This window comes from Anoxybacteroides rupiense, assembly GCF_014196195.1.
GTDB lineage: Bacteria > Bacillota > Bacilli > Bacillales > Anoxybacillaceae > Anoxybacteroides > Anoxybacteroides rupiense.
Map to the genome: position 1 here is coordinate 101,577 of NZ_JACIDF010000003.1, position 18,981 is coordinate 120,557.

Annotated in this window: 14 protein-coding genes and 1 other annotated feature; of the genes, 9 read left to right on the forward strand and 5 right to left on the reverse strand. The window is 41.5% G+C overall.

Annotated elements, in window-relative coordinates:
- Positions 1–25: 25 nt before the first annotated feature.
- Positions 26–2,791, reverse strand: coding sequence for a transglycosylase domain-containing protein (locus GGQ95_RS06475; protein ID WP_080862054.1), 2,766 nt, complete (start codon positions 2,789–2,791; stop codon positions 26–28).
- Between the two features lie 465 nt (positions 2,792–3,256).
- Positions 3,257–3,484: a binding site (T-box leader), on the forward strand.
- Positions 3,485–3,528: 44 nt separating this feature from the next.
- On the opposite strand from GGQ95_RS06475, the gene tyrS reads away from it, so the two are divergent.
- On the forward strand, positions 3,529–4,797 hold the full coding sequence (tyrS, locus tag GGQ95_RS06480; protein ID WP_044745912.1) for a tyrosine--tRNA ligase: 1,269 nt from the start codon (positions 3,529–3,531) through the stop codon (positions 4,795–4,797).
- A gap of 42 nt (positions 4,798–4,839) precedes the next feature.
- Here the strand turns inward: tyrS and rpsD are convergent, their stop codons facing one another.
- The gene (gene rpsD, locus GGQ95_RS06485) at positions 4,840–5,442 is read right to left on the reverse strand and encodes a 30S ribosomal protein S4 (protein ID WP_044745913.1); all 603 of its coding nucleotides are present in this window, start codon (positions 5,440–5,442) and stop codon (positions 4,840–4,842) included.
- Between the two features lie 356 nt (positions 5,443–5,798).
- Here rpsD and GGQ95_RS06490 point away from each other — a divergent pair, with 356 nt between their 5' ends.
- The gene (locus GGQ95_RS06490; protein ID WP_066146484.1) at positions 5,799–7,661 is read left to right on the forward strand and encodes a sensor domain-containing diguanylate cyclase; all 1,863 of its coding nucleotides are present in this window, start codon (positions 5,799–5,801) and stop codon (positions 7,659–7,661) included.
- Between the two features lie 48 nt (positions 7,662–7,709).
- Here GGQ95_RS06490 and msrC read toward each other — a convergent pair whose 3' ends face one another.
- Together msrC and hisJ are read right to left on the reverse strand one after the other, a co-directional pair.
- Positions 7,710–8,192, reverse strand: coding sequence for a free L-methionine (R)-S-oxide reductase MsrC (gene msrC, locus GGQ95_RS06495; protein ID WP_044745915.1), 483 nt, complete (start codon positions 8,190–8,192; stop codon positions 7,710–7,712).
- Between the two features lie 695 nt (positions 8,193–8,887).
- On the reverse strand, positions 8,888–9,691 hold the full coding sequence (gene hisJ, locus GGQ95_RS06500; RefSeq protein WP_066146481.1) for a histidinol-phosphatase HisJ: 804 nt from the start codon (positions 9,689–9,691) through the stop codon (positions 8,888–8,890).
- A gap of 194 nt (positions 9,692–9,885) precedes the next feature.
- Between hisJ and ezrA the strand changes: the two genes are divergently transcribed.
- The 5 genes from ezrA to mbcS all read left to right on the forward strand — a co-directional run bounded on the left by ezrA (position 9,886) and on the right by mbcS (position 16,397).
- Positions 9,886–11,595, forward strand: coding sequence for a septation ring formation regulator EzrA (ezrA, locus tag GGQ95_RS06505; protein ID WP_159720267.1), 1,710 nt, complete (start codon positions 9,886–9,888; stop codon positions 11,593–11,595).
- Positions 11,596–11,949: 354 nt separating this feature from the next.
- Positions 11,950–13,092, forward strand: a complete 1,143-nt coding sequence (locus tag GGQ95_RS06510; RefSeq protein ID WP_066146582.1) for a cysteine desulfurase family protein — start codon at positions 11,950–11,952, stop codon at positions 13,090–13,092.
- Positions 13,093–13,097: 5 nt separating this feature from the next.
- Positions 13,098–14,303, forward strand: a complete 1,206-nt coding sequence (thiI, locus tag GGQ95_RS06515) for a tRNA uracil 4-sulfurtransferase ThiI (protein ID WP_183186510.1) — start codon at positions 13,098–13,100, stop codon at positions 14,301–14,303.
- Positions 14,304–14,469: 166 nt separating this feature from the next.
- Positions 14,470–14,682 carry an alpha/beta-type small acid-soluble spore protein gene (locus tag GGQ95_RS06520; protein WP_044745920.1) on the forward strand — a complete coding sequence of 71 codons (213 nt, stop codon included), beginning with the start codon at positions 14,470–14,472 and terminating at the stop codon, positions 14,680–14,682.
- Between the two features lie 122 nt (positions 14,683–14,804).
- Complete coding sequence (gene mbcS / locus GGQ95_RS06525; RefSeq protein WP_066146471.1) at positions 14,805–16,397, forward strand: acyl-CoA synthetase MbcS; 1,593 nt, start codon at positions 14,805–14,807, stop codon at positions 16,395–16,397.
- A 156-nt stretch (positions 16,398–16,553) separates the two neighbouring features.
- Here the strand turns inward: mbcS and GGQ95_RS06530 are convergent, their stop codons facing one another.
- Positions 16,554–17,357, reverse strand: coding sequence for an NAD kinase (locus tag GGQ95_RS06530; RefSeq protein ID WP_044745922.1), 804 nt, complete (start codon positions 17,355–17,357; stop codon positions 16,554–16,556).
- Positions 17,358–17,479: 122 nt separating this feature from the next.
- On the opposite strand from GGQ95_RS06530, the gene sppA reads away from it, so the two are divergent.
- Positions 17,480–18,490: a signal peptide peptidase SppA gene (gene sppA, locus GGQ95_RS06535; RefSeq protein WP_183186511.1), complete on the forward strand. Its 1,011-nt coding sequence runs from the start codon at positions 17,480–17,482 to the stop codon at positions 18,488–18,490.
- Between the two features lie 53 nt (positions 18,491–18,543).
- Positions 18,544–18,972 (forward strand): RDD family protein, encoded by a 429-nt coding sequence (locus GGQ95_RS06540; RefSeq protein ID WP_369815484.1) that lies wholly within the window; start codon positions 18,544–18,546, stop codon positions 18,970–18,972.
- Positions 18,973–18,981: the final 9 nt, after the last annotated feature.

Here is an 18,981-nt window from a genome sequence, read left to right on the forward strand (position 1 = left end):
TTTCGTTATTACGTATAAAATGTATCTATGGTGCATCCTCTGAGGCAGGAGCCGAGGAGGATGGTTTGGTTGTTGTTGGTGTTTCTGCCGGCTTCGTCTGTTTGACAACCACATTGGAAGGAGAGGATTCCTTTCCAGCAATATCAACGGCCGTGACATAATAAACACCAGAGCCTAATCCATCGTTAAAGGATAGCGGCTGGCCGGCTCTAATGGCTGCGACCATTTGGAACGAAGCACCTTCATGAATCGCTCGGTATACTCGATACCCGATGACATCAGGTTCACGGAGGGCAGACCATATCAATGTTTGATTGGACCAGCGTGCTGTAGGGGAATCTGGCCGTTTGCCATTCTCTTTTAATTCTTCAGCTGCTGTATAAGAATCTGGAAACAGCTTTGCAGCATCTGCTTCCTTAATACCGAGCTTGTCGAGCATCTGCTTGCTTAATATAATTCCATCTTTTGTGAATTCTCGTGGCGTTGTAGCAAGTGCTACATAACGCTTTCCATTGATTTCAACAAAGCGCCCGTTTGTTAAGGAGCGATCCTCTTCTCTTGGTGTAAACTTGGTGTTATATAAATCATAGCGTACTAATCCAGCTTTTTGGCAGCTGTCTGATGGAACAAGTCCGGATACCGAGCAATAGGCACGGCGGACAATTCCACCTGGCATATTGAACCGTTGCTTTGGAGCAATCAAGCTTGGCTTGACATCGTAAGCTGCATTCATTAGCTGTGCCCAGAGCAACAAGTTTCGTTTACTGTAAGAAAGCCCTTTATATGTTTGTTCCAATGGAGCAGGTGTATCATAGCCCATCCAAACGCCAAACGTGACATTAGGATTAGTAGCGACAAACCACGCGTCCTTATTGTCTTGTCCCGTCCCTGTTTTTCCCGCCCAGTCAGCTTGAAATTTTAAAAATGACGGAAGGGATGCCGCTGTACCTTGGCGAATAACATCGCGCATCATATCGATCATTAAATAGGAAGTTTGCGGGGAGAAGACGGGAATAGGAGTGCTATGATGTTGATAGACGATTTCCCCGTTTTTAGCGACGATTTTTTCAATTAAATAAGCATCGACAAACGCTCCAGAGTTGCCGAAGGTCGCATATGCATTCACGTTCTCTTCGACCGTTACCCCTTTTGTTAAAGCTCCGAGAGCTAACGAGAGGTTGGAGGCATCCGATTGGGTCAGGCTGGTAAATCCCATTTTTTCTAAATAGGCGATCGGCCGTTGATGAATCGTTCTCATGTAGGTTCTGACAGCCGGAATATTGTAGGAATACTGCAAAGATTGTCGCACGGATACAAGCCCGTGCGTACGGCGATCGGCGTTTTTCGGACGATATGGGCCGCTTGGTGTCGAAACGTACAGATCTACATCGGGAATGACAGAACCAGGCTGAACAACCCCCATTTCCATAGCTGGCGCATAAACTAAAAGCGGTTTCATTGTGGAGCCATTTGAACGATAGGCTTGCGTCGCATGATTTAATTGCTGGCGGTGGTAGTCTCGACCGCCGACAAAACTGATGATTCTTCCTGTTTTATTTTCAATGAGCATGGCTCCAACTTCCACCGGTTCGGTCTTCTGAACGGTTTGCCCCGCTTGATTGGTTTCTGTTCTGATCACGTCATGGCCGAAATACGGATACTTGGCGACGATCGATTGCATGCGATCGTAAATATCTTGATCAACGGTCGTATAAATATCGTATCCATTTTGCCGCAGTTGCTTTTCTGCTTTCGCTATATATTCCTGATAAAGGGGAGCATTGTTTTGTAAATCTTTTTTCTCATAACCATCTTTTTGCGCTAAAACAGCTGCTAAAATATCTTTTGATCGCTGTTCGATCTCCATTGTAAGCCATGGATATTTTTCAAATGGCGATGGCTGCGGCGGTGCAAAATGTTGTGCAATCTTATATTTCAAAGCCTCTTCGTATTGGCTTTGAGAAATATAGCCTAATCTTTTCATTCGCTTTAATACAAACTTCATTCGTTCCAGAGCTGGAGAAAGATCTTTTTTTACTTGCCCATCGCTCGTAAACGGAGTGTAACCGAATGGGCTTTGTGGAAGACCTGCCAAAAAAGCGGCCTGCGCCAGGTTTAAATCTTTTGCGTCAATGCCAAAAATCCCTTTTGCCGCTGCTTGAATGCCGGCAACATTGCGACCGGATGAATTTCTCCCGAATGGAACCACATTTAAATACGCTTCTAAAATCTCTTCTTTTTTGAAAAAGTGTTCAAGTCGGAGGGCAAGCAAAATTTCTTTGGCTTTGCGTTCAAAAGATACCTCGTTTGTCAAAATTTGATTTTTGACAAGCTGTTGTGTCAGCGTGCTGCCGCCTGTGCGCATGGAGGAATTCGTTGCTTCTTGAAACAAAGCGCGCGCAATTGCTTTTGGAACTACGCCGCGATGCGTATAAAAGTATTCATCCTCTGTAGCGATAATCGCTTGAATAACATAGGGGGACACCTCTTTTAACGACACTTCCTCTCTCTCTAAATCGGAACGGAAGCTGCCTAAGTATACCTGATTAGCAAAATAAATATGGGTCGTTTCTTCATAGTTGTAAATATCCTTTTTCATTTCTTTATACGATGGAACCGGCATATTTTTTACTAAAGAGGCAAAGTAACCAGCACCGACTCCGAAAGCAAAGCAGGCAGCGCAAATAAGCAAAATAATGAACACAAGAAAAACATTCCACACAATTTCATACGTGATATATAGGTTTCGCAACGCTTTTTGCAGGGAAAACGGTTGTCTTGGCTGTTCCATGTTTGCCTCCATAAAAATCAAGTATGTCTTAAAAAATATGTGAATGTCCCAGTATAAGTTGAGCATGACGCAATATGGACGCCTCAACATTTATCCTTGTGTGAGCAGAAGATGACCGACTTGCCTTTCGACCGTGAGTTTTTGGTTTCGTGCAGCACAAGGACAACGGGTGAGCCGATTTGATCTTACGCCACAAGCATGCTAATGAATCCATCTTTCCCGGTTCATGAAGTCCATCCTTCACGAATAGATGGAGCGAATTGTTCCATGTAAAGGCTTTTACACAATCATGCAGCAAAAGACGTTCGGTTGGAGAGCTAACGTAACGGCAAATGTAAGGGAATAAAAATTAGTTTTATTATATCATATAAAATGTCAAATATTATGACTTTTTGTCCTTTTTTGCGATCATATTTGACAATTCAAATGGATTGTGGTAAAAACATGTATATCCTAAAATGAATGATTTAAGCGATGACAGGAATGAGTAGTGTTTATCTCCCTGTTTCAGAGAGCTGGTGGTTGGTGTGAACCAGTGCAAAGGTAGACGCGAATTACCTCCTGGAGCTTCTTTTGTGAACGGCTCTGCGAATGCTTAGTAGCAAAAGACGGTGAGAGGCCGTTATCCAAACAAGCGAGGGAGCAGAATGCTCTCTAAGTAGGGTGGTACCGCGATCAACACTCGTCCCTTCAATGTGGAGGGACGAGTTTTTAATTTTTATGGAGAGGTGAAGCGCATGAATTTACTTCATGAATTAGAGTGGCGTGGGCTTATCAATCAAGTCACAGATCACGAAGGACTAGAAAAATTATTATCTGAAGAGAAAATCAGCTTATATTGCGGATTTGATCCGACAGCTGATAGCCTGCATATCGGCCATTTATTACCGATTTTGACTTTAAGAAGATTTCAGCAGGCAGGACATTTTCCTATTGCGCTCGTTGGTGGAGCAACCGGCCTCATTGGTGATCCAAGCGGAAGGAAAAGCGAGCGCTCATTGAACGAAAAAGAGATTGTACAGCAATGGAGCGAAAAAATCAAAGAACAGCTATCTCGCTTTTTAGATTTTGATACGGCCGAAAATCCAGCGAAAATTGCGAACAACTATGACTGGACTCGTTCTTTGGATGTTATTTCGTTTTTGCGGGATGTCGGAAAAAACTTTGGCTTAAACTACATGCTTGCGAAGGAATCTGTTCAATCGAGAATTGAAACGGGCATTTCCTTTACAGAATTCAGCTATATGATTTTGCAATCCTTTGATTTCCTAAAGCTATATCAAAATGAAAATTGCAGGCTGCAAATTGGCGGAAGCGACCAATGGGGGAATATTACAGCAGGATTAGAATTAATCCGCAAGACGGAAGAAGAAGCGAAGGCATTTGGCTTGACGCTTCCTTTAGTCACGAAGGCGGATGGAACAAAGTTTGGTAAAACGGAAAGCGGCGCTGTCTGGCTTGATAAAGAAAAGACGTCTCCATATGAGTTTTACCAGTTCTGGATTAATACAGATGATCGGGATGTGATCAAATACTTGAAGTATTTCACATTCTTAACAAAAGAGGAAATTGAACAGCTAGAGAAGGAATTACAGGAAGCGCCAGAAAAACGCACAGCGCAAAAAGCATTGGCGGAGGAAGTGACAAAGCTTGTACATGGAGAAGAGGCGCTGCGGCAAGCCATTAAAATTTCCGAGGCCTTATTTAGCGGCAGCATTTCTGAGTTGACAGCAGATGAGATTAGACAAGGATTCCACGATGTTCCATCATTCGAGTATACAGGAGAAGCTGAGGAAGTGTCTCTTCTTGAACTTCTTGTCACGAGCGGAATTGTTTCATCGAAACGACAGGCGCGTGAGGATTTAACAAATGGCGCGATTTATGTGAATGGCGAAAGGGTCCAGGATGTGAATAAAGTCTTGACAAAAGAGGACCGTGTGGAAGGACAGTTTACCGTAATCCGACGCGGTAAGAAAAAGTACCATTTGATCCAATATAAATCATAGTAAACAAAATCCCTCTGGAATACTCCAGAGGGATTTTTCACATTAACGAGAGTAGAACTCAACGATCAATGCCTCGTTAATTTCAGCTGGCAGCTCAGAGCGTTCAGGGAAACGAGTGTATGTTCCTTCTAATTTTTCAGCATCTAATGTTAAGTAATCAGGAACGAAGTTGTTAACCTCTAACGCTTCTTTAATGATTTGAAGGTTGCGAGATTTTTCGCGAACAGAAATAGTTTGTCCTGGTTTCACGCGATACGATGGAATATCTACACGGCCTCCATTTACTAGAATGTGGCCATGGTTCACTAATTGGCGAGCTTGACGACGTGTACGCGCAAGGCCTAAACGGTAAACAAGGTTGTCAAGGCGAGATTCAAGAAGAATCATGAAGTTTTCACCGTGTTTACCAGCCATTTTTCCAGCTTCGTCAAATGTTTTGCGGAATTGGCGTTCATTTACACCGTACATATGACGGAGCTTTTGTTTTTCTTGCAATTGCAAGCCGTACTCAGATAGTTTTTTACGTTGACCTGGACCATGTTGGCCTGGTGGGTAAGGACGCTTTTGCAACTCTTTACCTGTACCGCTTAATGAGATGCCAAGACGGCGAGAAATTTTCCATGTTGGACCTGTATAACGAGCCATAATGCTCCTCCTTTTGCTTTTATTTTAGGTAAAATAAAAGCAGACGTGAATCAACAATTAAGGCCATTTTGTTTTCATGTATCCTCGCTCTAGCAGCTAAGAGTTACACGATACACCTCTTGACGAAGAGGAACAAAATGAACCAATAAAGGTGACCACATAGGCTGCTATATTTTACACAAACGATATTATATGATTTTTATAAAATAAAGTCAACCTCAACATTTTATTTCTTTATAGTCCGTTCGTATGGTATAATAAAAGATGTAATTTTTTGAAAAAAACTTTCACTCTTTTCAATAAATGGCGGTGTTTTTGTTACAGAGACAAGACTATAGATGCAGGTGAATGGAATGATGAAAATAGAGGAGAAAGAGGCGTATACAGCTTTTAAAGAAAAGTTTTTTGATTGGATGCTGTCGTATGAGGAGTACGACCATTTTTCAAAAGTTATGATGCACTTGCTTCTATTGCTGAAGCAGGAGTTTATGCTAGAGGAAGCCACGCTGTTTTTATTTGATCCTTTTAAAAAAGTCTTTTATCCCGAAGTTACGACAAAAGAAGGAGAACCTTTTTACGACTTTTTACCTAATATCAAATTTCACGAAGATAGCTCGATGAAAAAAGTCCATGTCTATGAGCGCGATGAACAATATACAGCTGCACAAATTGTTCTTTGGCATTCTGAAGAGTTTTTAGGGGTTTTGCAGCTTATCTATATAAAGCGGCAATGGAGCCTTTCGTTTCTCGAACAAATTGAAGCGGACTTTTCTCGGTTGTTTAGCAAAATGAAGAAATTTTCGCGAGGATTGGGAGAGGAAAAACGATATGAGCTCCTTCACCATTTCACAACTAAAATTCATGCATCAATGAAAATTGAAGATGTTTTGGAAGAAATTATCGAAACATTGCAAGAAGTCTATCCTTCGTTTACATACTATTTATTTTTGTCCCACGATCATCAATATCATGACCGCTTGCCAATCAAAACAATTATGTTTGAAGATGCCGATGAAAACATGGGAGCCATGCAGGCATTTTTAACCGGAAAGGTTCAAATTGAGGATTCTATTGCTCTTCAGCGATCAATTTTGTACGCACCGATCAAAGGTGCGCAAGGTGTTTATGGAGTTATTGAAATTATTGCACCACATATTATGGAGTTCCCGAAAAGTGAAATTAATTTCATTTCATTGTTGGCAAATACTGCGGGAAGCGCGCTTGAGAACGCGAAGTTGTACGAGCAGTCACGCAGGCTGGTTGCCGATTTGCAGTTGATTAACGAAACGATGCATTGTTTGAATGCTAATTTGCGCTTACAGGACGCTTTGGAATTTATGGTCAAACAGATTAAGCTTTCATTTGGTGCCGAAGAAGTCGGTTTCTTTTTGTTTGATTCTGATAAAAAAAAGCTACAGCCTGGAAGTACACCCTTTTTCCGCACGCGTCAAGGGAAAAAGTATGTTGAATTTGTTTCAAAACGAATTCGCACAGAACGGGACATGGTGTTTTTAGGAGAGGCTAAAATAGACGCATCGTCATCCGCCCCTGTTTTTCGTTCGCTAATGGCTGTTCCAATGGTGCAAAACAGAGTATTAAAAGGAGTCGTCATCGTTTTGCATCGTCAGCCTTATTATTTTACATTTGAAATGTTTAAGCTGCTTCAATCATTAATTCATCATTCCACGCTGGCTTTCGCCAATGCTATGCTGCGGGAGGAATTGGAAAGCCTCGTAGTGACAGATTATTTGACCAAATTGTATTCCCGTCATTATCTAGATGAACAGCTCCAAAAATCAATGGAAAGAGATGCGTTCGGTACGTTTATTTTAGTGGATATCGATAATTTTAAAGAAATCAATGACACATACGGACATCAAACGGGAGATGCTGTCATCATCCAAGTAGCAGATATTATTAAGCAAAACATTCGCGAAAGCGATATTGGCGCTCGCTGGGGAGGAGAAGAGCTGGCTATTTATTTGCCAAAAGTCGGTCTTACAAAAGGCATTTCTGTTGCCAATCGCCTTGCGATTAAGGTGAGAGAGGAAACCCATCCTTCTGTCACTGTTTCCTGTGGTGTTTCTTATTGGAAAAAAAATCGTCATGAAGAAGCGACGGAATTGTTTAAACGAGCTGATGAAGCCCTTTATATGGCCAAACGGTCAGGAAAAAATTGCGTATTTGTTAAAGATTATCATCATCAGTATAAGGCATAAAAGGAATCCTAATTGATATATGGATTCCTTTTATGTGCTTGGTGGGGATCATGACAAAGAATCGGCTAACGTCTCTACAAATTTCTCTAAAAAGTGCTGATCGATTTCGTCAAAACGATTTTTGATTGGACTGTCGATATCGAGAACGCCGATTAATTTTCCATTCTTTATGATAGGAATGACGATCTCCGATTGAGAGGCGGCATCGCAGGCGATATGTCCTGGAAATTGATGAACGTCAGGAACGCGCTCTGTTTGTTGATTTTTTGCTGCTGTTCCGCACACTCCCTTGCCAAATGGAATACGTACGCATGCTGGAAGCCCTTGAAATGGACCTAGTACTAGCTCTTCTTCTTCTGCTAGATAAAAGCCGACCCAATTCACTTCATCTAAAAATTGATACAACAAAGCTGAAGCGTTGGCTAGATTAGCAATGACATTGCTTTCTCCTTCCATTAGCGAGCGCAGCTGCTTAATCACTAAATGGTAATTTTCTTCTTTAGTTCCGTTATAAGTGATGGCATGAAACAATAAGATCGCTCCCTTCGTTGTTGCAATATTTAGGGGGATATAGCCGTCATTTGATGCATTAACATGGATCCCCCAATGAGCAGATGATGCTCTTGTTTTGCTGCGGTGATCACGGCAAGCCATTGACTGTTTTTTTTACCTGAAAAGCGTTTATACGCATGATTGCCCTACTAGCAGGCGACAAAAAAGAGAAGGAGGGCCAACCTTGTTTAATGGATGACGTTTCTTCCTATGTTCGATAGTATGAATAAAAAATCATACTGATGTCGGATTGATTACAATCAATTTTTCTGCTGAAATATGAAATCAGTTTTTATAGTATCCATGCATCTTGAGGATTTAATGGTAGTCTTAGAAAAAAAGACGGTCGAAGCTAGGTTCACTGACTTTCTAAACACGCGACAAAAGTTCATGCCACCCGTCTTCAGACCTATATGAAATGGTTTTGCTGCCGGCCATCTACTGACTAAAAAACAATCCGAACCCGTGATGCTAGTTATGACATGCAACGATGATCGATATCACTTGATCCCTCAACATATGCTCTTATGTGAGCAGTCGATGATCGGGTGAACGAAGCAAGTTACCAACTTGTCTCCCGACCGTGCGTTTTTGCAGGCACCGATTGTTTAATCTTTAAGTTGCATGAATAGAAATTGGATATGCGCTTATTTTATGACGATAGAAAAAGAATTTCAAATAAAAAGTGCTCGAGCCATCATCATGTCTCTTCCTTGATGAAGATCGCCGGCACAATGAGCATCCGAACCGTAAATCAGTGGAATGTTTCGCTTGATGGCTTCAGCAACAACCCAATGAGGCGGATAAGGTTCTTGACAGAGCGGCTTTTTCACTCCTGCTCCATTGTAGTCTATTTCATAACGGCGGCGTTGAATTTCGTCAAGAATGGACAGGATGTGCTCCTTCAGCGAAACGGAACAAGGAAATTGTTTTTGAAACTTTTGAATTAATGTCATATGGCCAATTCGTCTTGGTTTATACGGGCCAAGATCAGCAGCAATAGATTGCAACAGCACTTGGTAATAGGCTTCGTATACGCGGTCAATCGAGCCGAAAGCTTGAATGATCTTAGAAAACATATCAGCGCTATAATCAATGCAAACATATTGATCATCAAGCGGGAGAAAGTGTACAGATAAAATGCTATCATCCAGTTCAGGACCGATTGTTTCAAGGAAACGGGCTGTTTCTTCTTCATAACCAGCAATAAAATCAACTTCAAGTCCCACCCGAATCGTAATGTCGCTTTTATAGCGATACTTTAAATTTTGCAATGTGACCAAATAGCTTTCGAGCTGTGATAATGGCATTGCACTGTCTTGAGCGGGAACAGGATCGACAAACGTTGCTGGTAATGGAGCATGCTCGGTAAATGAAATATCTTTATATCCGAGTTGGATCGCTCGTTCGATATATTGCTCAAATGAATCGCGGCTGCCATGCGGACAAAACGGCGTATGAATGTGCCCATCGCGCAAAATAGATTCCCCCTGTTCGCTTTTATAGTGAAAAAAATGAAGATTTCTGTAAAAAAAATTAAAAATTTTGGTCAAAAAGTGTCGTTAACATGGTATCATAAAAACATTAAAAAAACATTATTTCAATGCTTTTGCCTTCTCGATAAACCACTCTTTATTTTGAATCGACTAACTCGGGTGCAAGGGGGCTCTTTATGGAAATTGTAATTGTGATTTTACTCCTCGTTAGCGGGGGGATGATATATAACTACATTTATAAAAAGAAAATCTATCGTGAGATTGATCGATTGGAAGCATGGAAAATCGCCATTATGAATCGTCCTGTCACGGATGAGCTTTCGAAAGTAAAGCAGCTGAATATGACAGGGGAGACAGAGCAGCTATTTGAAAAATGGCGTCAGCAATGGGATGACATTGCAGCCGTTCAGCTTCCTGCAGTGGAAGAAAGGTTGTTTGATGCGGAAGAATTTCTTGAAAAATATCGTTATACGAAAGCGAAAGGTGTGCTGCGCGAGATTGAACAAACGCTCCGAAAAGTAGAAGAGGATATTCAAACCATCCTCTCCGAACTGAACGATCTTATTGGCAGCGAAGAACAGAATCGAGCAGAGATCGAGCAGCTTAAAGCGGCTTATCGAGAAACGAAAAAAACGCTGCTTGCTTATCGTCATACATTTGGAGCGGCTGAGGAAAAGCTAACGGAAAAAATGGAAAGCGCCCATGCTGAATTTCAAAAATTTGAGGAGCTGACCAGCTCAGGAAATTATTTAGCGGCAAGAGAAGTAGTAATTGGCTTAAAAAACGAGCTGAGTGAGTTGGCGCAAATGCTTCAGGATATTCCTGTGCTGTTAAATGAATGCGAGACAGCGATTCCGGCACAGCTGACTGAACTTCTAGATGGGTATAGAGAAATGAAGGAAACGGGCTATATTCTTGAACATCTTCAAATTGAGCAGGAAGCCGCTGAGAAGCAAGAAAAATTAAAGCAATATATCAGCTATATTCACGATCTTCGCATTGAAGAAGCGAAGCAAGGAATTGAAGAAATAAAAGAAGAAATCGATACTCTTTACGATCTGCTCGAAAAAGAAGTGTTTGCACATCAATATGTGCAAACAGAAATCCCTCATATTGAAGAGCAACTGCATCATTTAAGCGAAGAATCAAAACAGACGGAAGCAGAAACGTTATTTGTTCAGCAAAGCTACCATTTGTCTGCTCAAGATCTTGAAAAGCATCGCAGCATTGAAAAACAAATTCAGCACCTTGTCAAACGTTTTGCATTAATTCAAGATCGAATGGCGGGAGAACAAACCGCGCATTCCGTCATTAAAGAGGAGTTAGAGCAGCTTTTTGCCCAAATCCAAACAATGAAAGAAGAGCATGAACAGTTCCGGGAAATGCTTCAAGCTTTGCGCAAGGATGAGCTGGCTGCACGCGAACAGCTTGAGTCGATGAGAAAAAAGCTATCGGAAGCGGTTCGTTTGGTAAGAAAAAGCCGGTTGCCGGGTCTTCCAGAAGCTTATAAACTGCAGCTCGATGAAGCAAAGGCGCTTTTGACGAAGGTGGCTTTGCGTCTGAACGACAAGCCCCTGAATATGGAGGCTGTCAATCAAACGCTTGCAGAAGCGTCAATTTTAGTAGAACGCGTATGTGAACGCACATTTGTCATGCTCGAGCAGGCGGATCTGGTGGAAAAAGTCATTCAATATGGAAACCGTTACCGCCGTCGGCATCCATCCGTAAAAGAGGGTTTAGAAGAAGCTGAAATGCTATTTCGAAATTATGATTATGAGCAAGCGCTTGAACAAGCGGTAGCAACTGTTGAAAAAATCGAACCCGGCGCATTGGAACGTGTCCGCCAGCTTCTTACAGAAAAAGAAGAGCTGAAGCAAAAAGTATGACAAGAAGAAATCGATAAATGGTACGGTAGACAAAGTTCATATTGGCTTTGTCTACCACTGTTTTCTTTCCATTTTGTCCTTGAATTATTTAAAAAACGCTTGGCAGATAAGGAGCGCCGTCGAGCGAAGTGGCGAATCAAAACAAGCCGTTTATGAGAGAGGACAAGCGGGGCGAGTAATGCGGGATGAAAACGTTTGTCAGCAGGGGGCCGATAAATATCTTCACCTGAGATATTTATCGGTTTTTTCGTGAATAATGTAATTGCGGTTCAACGATTTTATTTTTATTATTAAAGACGGATTATTTTTAGGAACATGTATCGGCATCATGATTTTAAAGGAGGAATGGCCGCCGTGATTTATTTGGACAATAGCGCTACAACAAAGCCATTTCCTGAAGCAATCGATTCATTTATGACGGTTGCTACAAAATATTTTGGCAACCCTTCTTCACTTCATGAGCTTGGAATGAAAGCGGAAAGGCTGCTTGAGCAATCAAGGGAACAGACGGCTTTTTTGTTAGGGGTTAAACCGAATGAAATCATTTTTACGTCTGGAGGAACAGAAGCCAATAATTTTGCCATTAAAGGTGCTGCGATCCAGTATCGCCAGCGTGGAAACCATATTATTACAACAATGATTGAACATCCATCAGTGGCTGAGCCATGCAGACAGCTTGAACAAATGGGATTTGAAGTAACCTATTTGCCGGTGAATGAAAAAGGGATCATAGACATAGACGAGCTGGCTCGCGCGATTCGCGAAGAGACGATTCTCGTTTCCGTCATGCATGTTAATAATGAAGTGGGAGCGATCCAGCCGATTGAGCAAATTGGTCAGCTGCTTAAGCAACATCCGAAAATCGTGTTTCATGTTGATCATGTACAAGGAGTGACAAAAGTTCCTCTTGATTTAAAAAAGGCGCATATCGATCTATGTACGATGTCCGCCCATAAATTTCATGGTTTACGTGGAGCAGGAATTTTATACCTTCGCAACGGCATTCGTCTATCTCCTCTTTTAGCAGGGGGAGGTCAAGAACTACAAATGCGTTCAGGCACTGAAAATGTCGCAGCGATTGTGGCGATGACAAAAGCGCTACGTTTGTCATTTGCTGCCTTTGAACAAAAAGCAGCTTATTTGTTCGCTCTAAAAGAACGCTGGATACAAGAATTAGCAAAAATAGCAGATATTCAGCTGAATACGCCTGCTGAGCATTCCGCTCCTCATATTATTAACTTTTCGCTTAATGGCTTAAAATCTGAGGTTTTTGTGCATGAATTGGAAAAACAACATATTTTTGTTTCTACAACATCGGCTTGTTCCTCGAAAAAGCGCACACCGAGCAAAACGTTGATGGCCATGGGAGTGGATCAACAAAAAGCCGAAAGCGCTGTAAGGATTAGCCTATCATATGAAAATAAGCTGGAAGAAATTCCTGTGGCGATTCACGCCATTCAACACGCCATTCAAAAATTAAAAGAAGTGACGAGGTAGAGAACATGAAATATGATCGTATTTTAATCCGCTACGGAGAAATGTCGACAAAGGGGAAAAACCGCAATCGTTTCGTTGTCCGTTTGAAGCAAAATATTGCTAAAAAATTAGCCTCATTTTCAAATATAAAAATTGAATACATGAGAGACCGGATGTACATTTTATTGAATGGTGAACCACATGAAAAGGTTATGGAACAGCTAAAAACGGTATTTGGAATTCAATCCTTCAGCTTAGCCATCAAATGCGAAAATGATATCCAGCAGATTCGAGAAGCGGCATTAACGGCTGTTCAACAAAATGAATATGAAGGAAAAACGTTTAAGGTAAGTGCTAAACGAGTGGATAAACAGTTTCCAGTCGGAAGCAGCGAGCTTAACTATGAAATTGGCAGCCACATTTTGCGAAATACGCAAAATTTGACGGTGAACGTTCATCAGCCAGACATTCATGTTCGCGTGGAAGTACGAAAAGATGGAACGTATGTAACATGTCATGATGTTCCGGGAGCGGGCGGTCTTCCAGTGGGCACGAGCGGAAAAGCCATGCTCATGTTATCAGGAGGAATTGACAGTCCAGTTGCCGGGTACTTAGCGATGAAGAGGGGGCTAGAAATTGAAGCCGTCCATTTTTTCAGCCCGCCGTTTACAAGTGAACGAGCCAAGCAAAAAGTGATTGATTTAGTTAAAAAACTCACGAAGTTTGGCGGCAAAATCAAGCTGCATATCGTTCCGTTTACAGATATCCAGCAGACCATCCATCGCCAAGTACCAGATGGTTATTCGCTTATTTCATCAAGAAGAATGATGCTAAAAATCACCGATTTATTGCGAAAAAAACATAATGGCTTAGCGATTGTGACGGGGGAAAGCCTTGGCCAAGTAGCAAGCCAAACGCTTGAAAGCATGTTTGTCATCAATGATATGACAACAACGCCTGTGCTTCGGCCGCTCGTTTCAATGGATAAAACGGAAATTATTGAACTAGCGAGAAAAATTGATACACATGATATTTCTATTTTGCCGTATGAGGATTGCTGCACCATTTTTACTCCAAGCTCACCAAAAACAAGACCGAAGCGAGAAAAAGTGGCTTACTATGAAAGCTTTATCGATTTAGAGCCACTTATTGAAACGGCGGTCGCCAACACAGAAACATGGGTCATTGATGAGGCATTTACGTCAGCTGATGAGTTTGAGAACTTATTTTAACATACTCCTCCAAGAAGTCTTCCATCTCTAAACCAAGCGTAGGTGGGGGAGGTTCATATATAACATGTGCATATCATAGGATTTGTATATAAAAATTACCAAAAATCTAAACGCATGATTCGCTGTGTTTTCACACACTCTATAGATACAAGGGAGGTGAAAACACATGGCACGCAATAACAACTCTAATCAATTGTTAGTGGCTGGAGCTCAACAAGCTCTTGATCAAATGAAATATGAAATCGCTCAAGAATTTGGCGTAAATCTTGGTGCTGACACAACTTCTCGTGCTAACGGTTCTGTTGGTGGAGAAATTACAAAACGTCTTGTTGCTATGGCGCAACAACAATTAAGTGGAGCACACCCTACTCAATTTTAATTAAATATTATGGCTATGAAGGCGGGAATTTTTCCCGCCTTTATTATTTCAAAAAATTATTCAAAAAATTCTAATTTTTTTGTATAATTTACTTTGAGAAAAGAAGTGGGGGGATGAGGAGAATGAACCGTGAAGATTTAATTGCGCCTAAGCAATATAATTTAACTTCTGAAATTGAGGCACACGCCAAGCGAGCTCCTGAGAGAATCGCGTTAAAATGGGAGAATGAAGAAGGGCATAAAAAGGAAATTACGTATGAGGAGCTTCTCAAAAGAACGAATCAAATTGGAAACGCTTTACTTTCTGCGGGTCTTCATCAAGGAGATAAGGTTTTGATTATGGTACCGCGCTTAATTGAAGCGTATGAAGCTTATTTAGCAGCATTAAAAATTGGGGCCGTCGTTATTCCAAGTTCAGAAATGTTGCGCACAAAAGATTTGCAGTATCGTATGTCACATGGAGAGGTTAAGGCTGTGATCGTTTATGAACCATATGTCCAACAGTTTGGGTCCATTCAACATATGGACGGCATTTTGAAATTTGTCATTGGCGATCGCGAAGAGGAAGGCTGGATTCATTTGATGAAATTAAGCGAATCGCAAAGCGGTGAATTATTCGCAGCCAATACGTCTCGTGACGATATGGCATTTTTATCGTATACGTCGGGGACAACAGGAAATCCAAAAGGGGTTGTCCATACGCACGGCTGGGCTTATGCCCATTTACGTACGGCAGCAAAGAACTGGCTATGTATTGAAGAGAATGATGTTGTTTGGGCGACGGCAGGACCTGGATGGCAAAAATGGATTTGGAGCCCGTTTTTATCGGTGCTCGGTTCAGGAGCAACGGGATTTGTCTATTACGGACGATTTGAGCCAGAAAAGTATTTGCAGCTTTTAAGCAAATATGAAGTCAATGTTCTTTGCTGTACGCCAACGGAATATCGCTTAATGGCAAAAGTGCCGACAATCGGCCAGTATCAGTTGCCGCACTTGCATAGTGCCGTATCTGCTGGAGAACCGTTAAATCGGGAAGTGATTGATACATTTGCCAAGCATTTTAACATACAAGTACGCGACGGATATGGACAAACAGAGAATACGCTGCTTGTTGGTGTGATGAAGGGAATGGAAATAAAGCCAGGTTCCATGGGAAAACCGACACCGGGGAATCGTGTCGAGATTGTTAATGAAAATGGGGAGCCTTGTCAAGTTGGAGAAGTAGGAGATATTGCGGTTCATATTGAAACACCGGCTCTGTTTAAGCATTATTATAAAGATCCTGAACGGACAGCCATGCAGTTTCGCGGCGATTATTACATTACGGGAGACAAAGCGAAAAAGGATGAGGACGGTTACTTTTGGTTTGAAGGCCGCGGTGACGATATTATTATCAGCTCGGGCTATACGATTGGACCTTTTGAAGTGGAAGACGCGCTTGTTAAGCATCCAGCTGTCAAAGAGTGCGCTGTTGTTGCCAGCCCAGACGAGATACGCGGACATGTCGTGAAGGCGTTTATTGTGCTGCGTGAAGGCGTGGATGCGAGCGATCCGTCGCTTATTCCAGCTTTGCAGGAGCATGTTAAGCAACTAACCGCACCATATAAGTATCCTCGCAAAATTGAGTTTATTGAAGAATTGCCTAAAACGACGTCCGGAAAAATTCGCCGTGTTGAACTACGGGAGCGGGAAATGAAGCTAGCACAGCAAAAATAGCGAAGCAGCTCGACATCAACAGATCGATCTTTTGAAGAAAGATAAAGCATTTTCAATAAAAAGGCTGATCTCAAAAATGAGATCAGCCTTTTCAGACTGCTGAAAAACGATTTTGTCAACGACAAAAACGTTTTTTACAGCAAGGTGATTTTATGCTTAAAGAAATGTTCGTTTCACTTTTTCCCAGAATGAATTATCTTTTAAACGAACCGTTTTCACGATGCGGCTGCTTAAAGAAATTTCAATCTTTTCAATATGTTGAATGCTTAACGCTTCATTATCCATGCCAATGATAGGATAATGGTTTCCATCTGGAGAGATTTTTAATGTTAATTTTCGTTGACCGCTTAAAATAAAAGAAGAACCTAGCGTGCGGTAGCGATTATTATTCAATGAAGCAAGTTCGCTGACTTGAATGCACGGCAGAAGAGGATCAACGACCGCTCCATTGACGGACTTATTGTAAGCAGTGCTTCCTGTCGGAGTCGCGACAATGATTCCATCGCCCCGAAACGTTTCAAAATGCAAATCGTCAATAAATACATCCATCACAAATGTTTTAATAATTCCGGAACGGATAGAGCATTCATTTAAGCAAAAAAAGGATGCTGTATCATCAATGGTTACTTGAATAATAGGATATTTACGCACCTCAATTTGCTCATGCGTCATCGCTTCCACCATATGGTCTGTATCGTCGATATGAAAATCGCAATAAAACCCACGTGATGGCAGAGTAGAAATGCCGGCATATAAACAGTCATCCCGAAATCCGCTTTGTCGTACCGCTTGAAGAAACGAGCCGTCATCCCCAATACTGACAATGATATTTGCTTTTCGATGGTCATCCACTACAACGAAATGATTTTGTTCTGCAATTTTGATCAGAGGTTCAACTTGCTTCTTCAGTTGTTCATCGTGTTTATAGAAAAAGTACAAGTGATTTCGCCTTTGTTCCATCATCCATCCTCCAGTTTGCCATATTTTAGTTCATCGATAATTATGGTAAAATAAATAAATCGTACATATAGTTTACCACTTATTTCTTTATGAAAAAAATGATTTGTAAAGGGGGAATGAAGATGAACCGCAAGCGATGGATCGCTTTGGCGATCGCTGTTGTTCTATTTGTTATTTCATCGCTAGTCAGCGTAATTACATCATTTATGACTAAGGATGTAGGGAAATGGTCAGAAGAATGGCTGGCTTTAAGCAATCAAAATTTTGAGGAAGAAGTGCTGGAGGAAGGAAATACAGCGAAGAAAATTGTGGTACTGGAAGTAAATGGGGTTATTGAAGAAGGAGATACAGCAAGCTCTTTATTTTCTTCAGCAGGCTACGATCATCGCAGTTTTTTGCAAATGATTGAGCAGGCTAAAGAGGATGAGACAGTGAAAGCGATCGTGCTGCGTGTCAACTCGCCAGGCGGCGGAGTGGTAGAAAGCGCAGAAATTCATGACCAGCTTCTGAAATTAAGGAAAGAAACGAAAAAACCGGTTTATGTATCGATGGGAGCGATGGCTGCTTCAGGAGGATACTATATCTCTACGGCAGTGGATAAAATTTTCGCAAGTCCTGAAACCATGACAGGTTCGCTCGGGGTTATTATGCAAAATGTGAATTATGAAGAGTTGGCAAAAAAATATGGAGTGGAGTTTGTAACGATCAAAAGCGGACCTTACAAAGATATTATGAGCCCGTCTCGGAAAATGACAGAAGAAGAACAGAAAATTTTACAGTCGCTTATTAACAATTCTTATGACGGGTTTGTCAAAGTCATCTCCGAAGGCAGACATCTTTCGGAAGATGAGGTGCGTAAAATTGCAGATGGCCGCATTTACGATGGTCGCCAAGCTAAACAGTTAAAGCTGATTGATGAATTTGGGTACTTAGATGACACAATTGCAGCCATGAAAAGGGATTACCATTTACAAGGAGCACAAGTTATAAAATATACAAATAATGCTGGCCTCGCATCGCTATTTCACATGCTGGCACCGGCCTTCACATCCAATCATGTTGAAGAGCTTGAACTTGTCCAATTGTTTTCAAAACCGAAATCGCCGCGCCTGATGTATTTATATGTGGAGTAGGAGGAGGGAAAGTGATGGTAGAAGAAAATGCCCACCTTGAAGAAGAAGCGGTCATGGCAACTGTTCCGATCATCCGCTATGCTGGATTTTGGATGCGTTTTTGGGCTTATTTATTTGATTTGCTTATTATAGGAAGCATTAATCGTTTGATTGTGTACCCTTTTTTTCAATGGCTTCATCTTTCATCAGAGGAAACAAGTATGTTTTCTCCGATCGCTGTAGCTACAGCTGTGACGTTTTATGCTTATTTTGTGCTCATGACGAAATATTTTCAACAAACATTGGGAAAGATGGTTTTCGGCTTGAAAGTGGCGAATTTAAACGATCGGCCTTTAACATGGCTAACGGTCTTATTTCGTGAAGTTGTCGGCAAGTTTATTTCTAAGTTTATTTTATTTATCGGCTTTCTTTTTGTGGCGTTCTCTAAGAAAAAACAAGGTTTGCATGATCAAATTGCTGATACGACCGTTATTCATGAGTAACCTGCGCAA

Coding starts and splice junctions, on each gene's coding strand:
- GGQ95_RS06475 (WP_080862054.1), bottom strand. CDS start 2,791: ATGGAACAGCCAAGACAACCGTTTTCCCTGCAAAAAGCGTTGCGAAAC.
- tyrS (WP_044745912.1), top strand. CDS start 3,529: ATGAATTTACTTCATGAATTAGAGTGGCGTGGGCTTATCAATCAAGTC.
- rpsD (WP_044745913.1), bottom strand. CDS start 5,442: ATGGCTCGTTATACAGGTCCAACATGGAAAATTTCTCGCCGTCTTGGC.
- GGQ95_RS06490 (WP_066146484.1), top strand. CDS start 5,799: ATGAAAATAGAGGAGAAAGAGGCGTATACAGCTTTTAAAGAAAAGTTT.
- ezrA (WP_159720267.1), top strand. CDS start 9,886: ATGGAAATTGTAATTGTGATTTTACTCCTCGTTAGCGGGGGGATGATA.
- thiI (WP_183186510.1), top strand. CDS start 13,098: ATGAAATATGATCGTATTTTAATCCGCTACGGAGAAATGTCGACAAAG.
- GGQ95_RS06520 (WP_044745920.1), top strand. CDS start 14,470: ATGGCACGCAATAACAACTCTAATCAATTGTTAGTGGCTGGAGCTCAA.
- mbcS (WP_066146471.1), top strand. CDS start 14,805: ATGAACCGTGAAGATTTAATTGCGCCTAAGCAATATAATTTAACTTCT.
- GGQ95_RS06530 (WP_044745922.1), bottom strand. CDS start 17,357: ATGGAACAAAGGCGAAATCACTTGTACTTTTTCTATAAACACGATGAA.
- sppA (WP_183186511.1), top strand. CDS start 17,480: ATGAACCGCAAGCGATGGATCGCTTTGGCGATCGCTGTTGTTCTATTT.
- GGQ95_RS06540 (WP_369815484.1), top strand. CDS start 18,544: ATGGCAACTGTTCCGATCATCCGCTATGCTGGATTTTGGATGCGTTTT.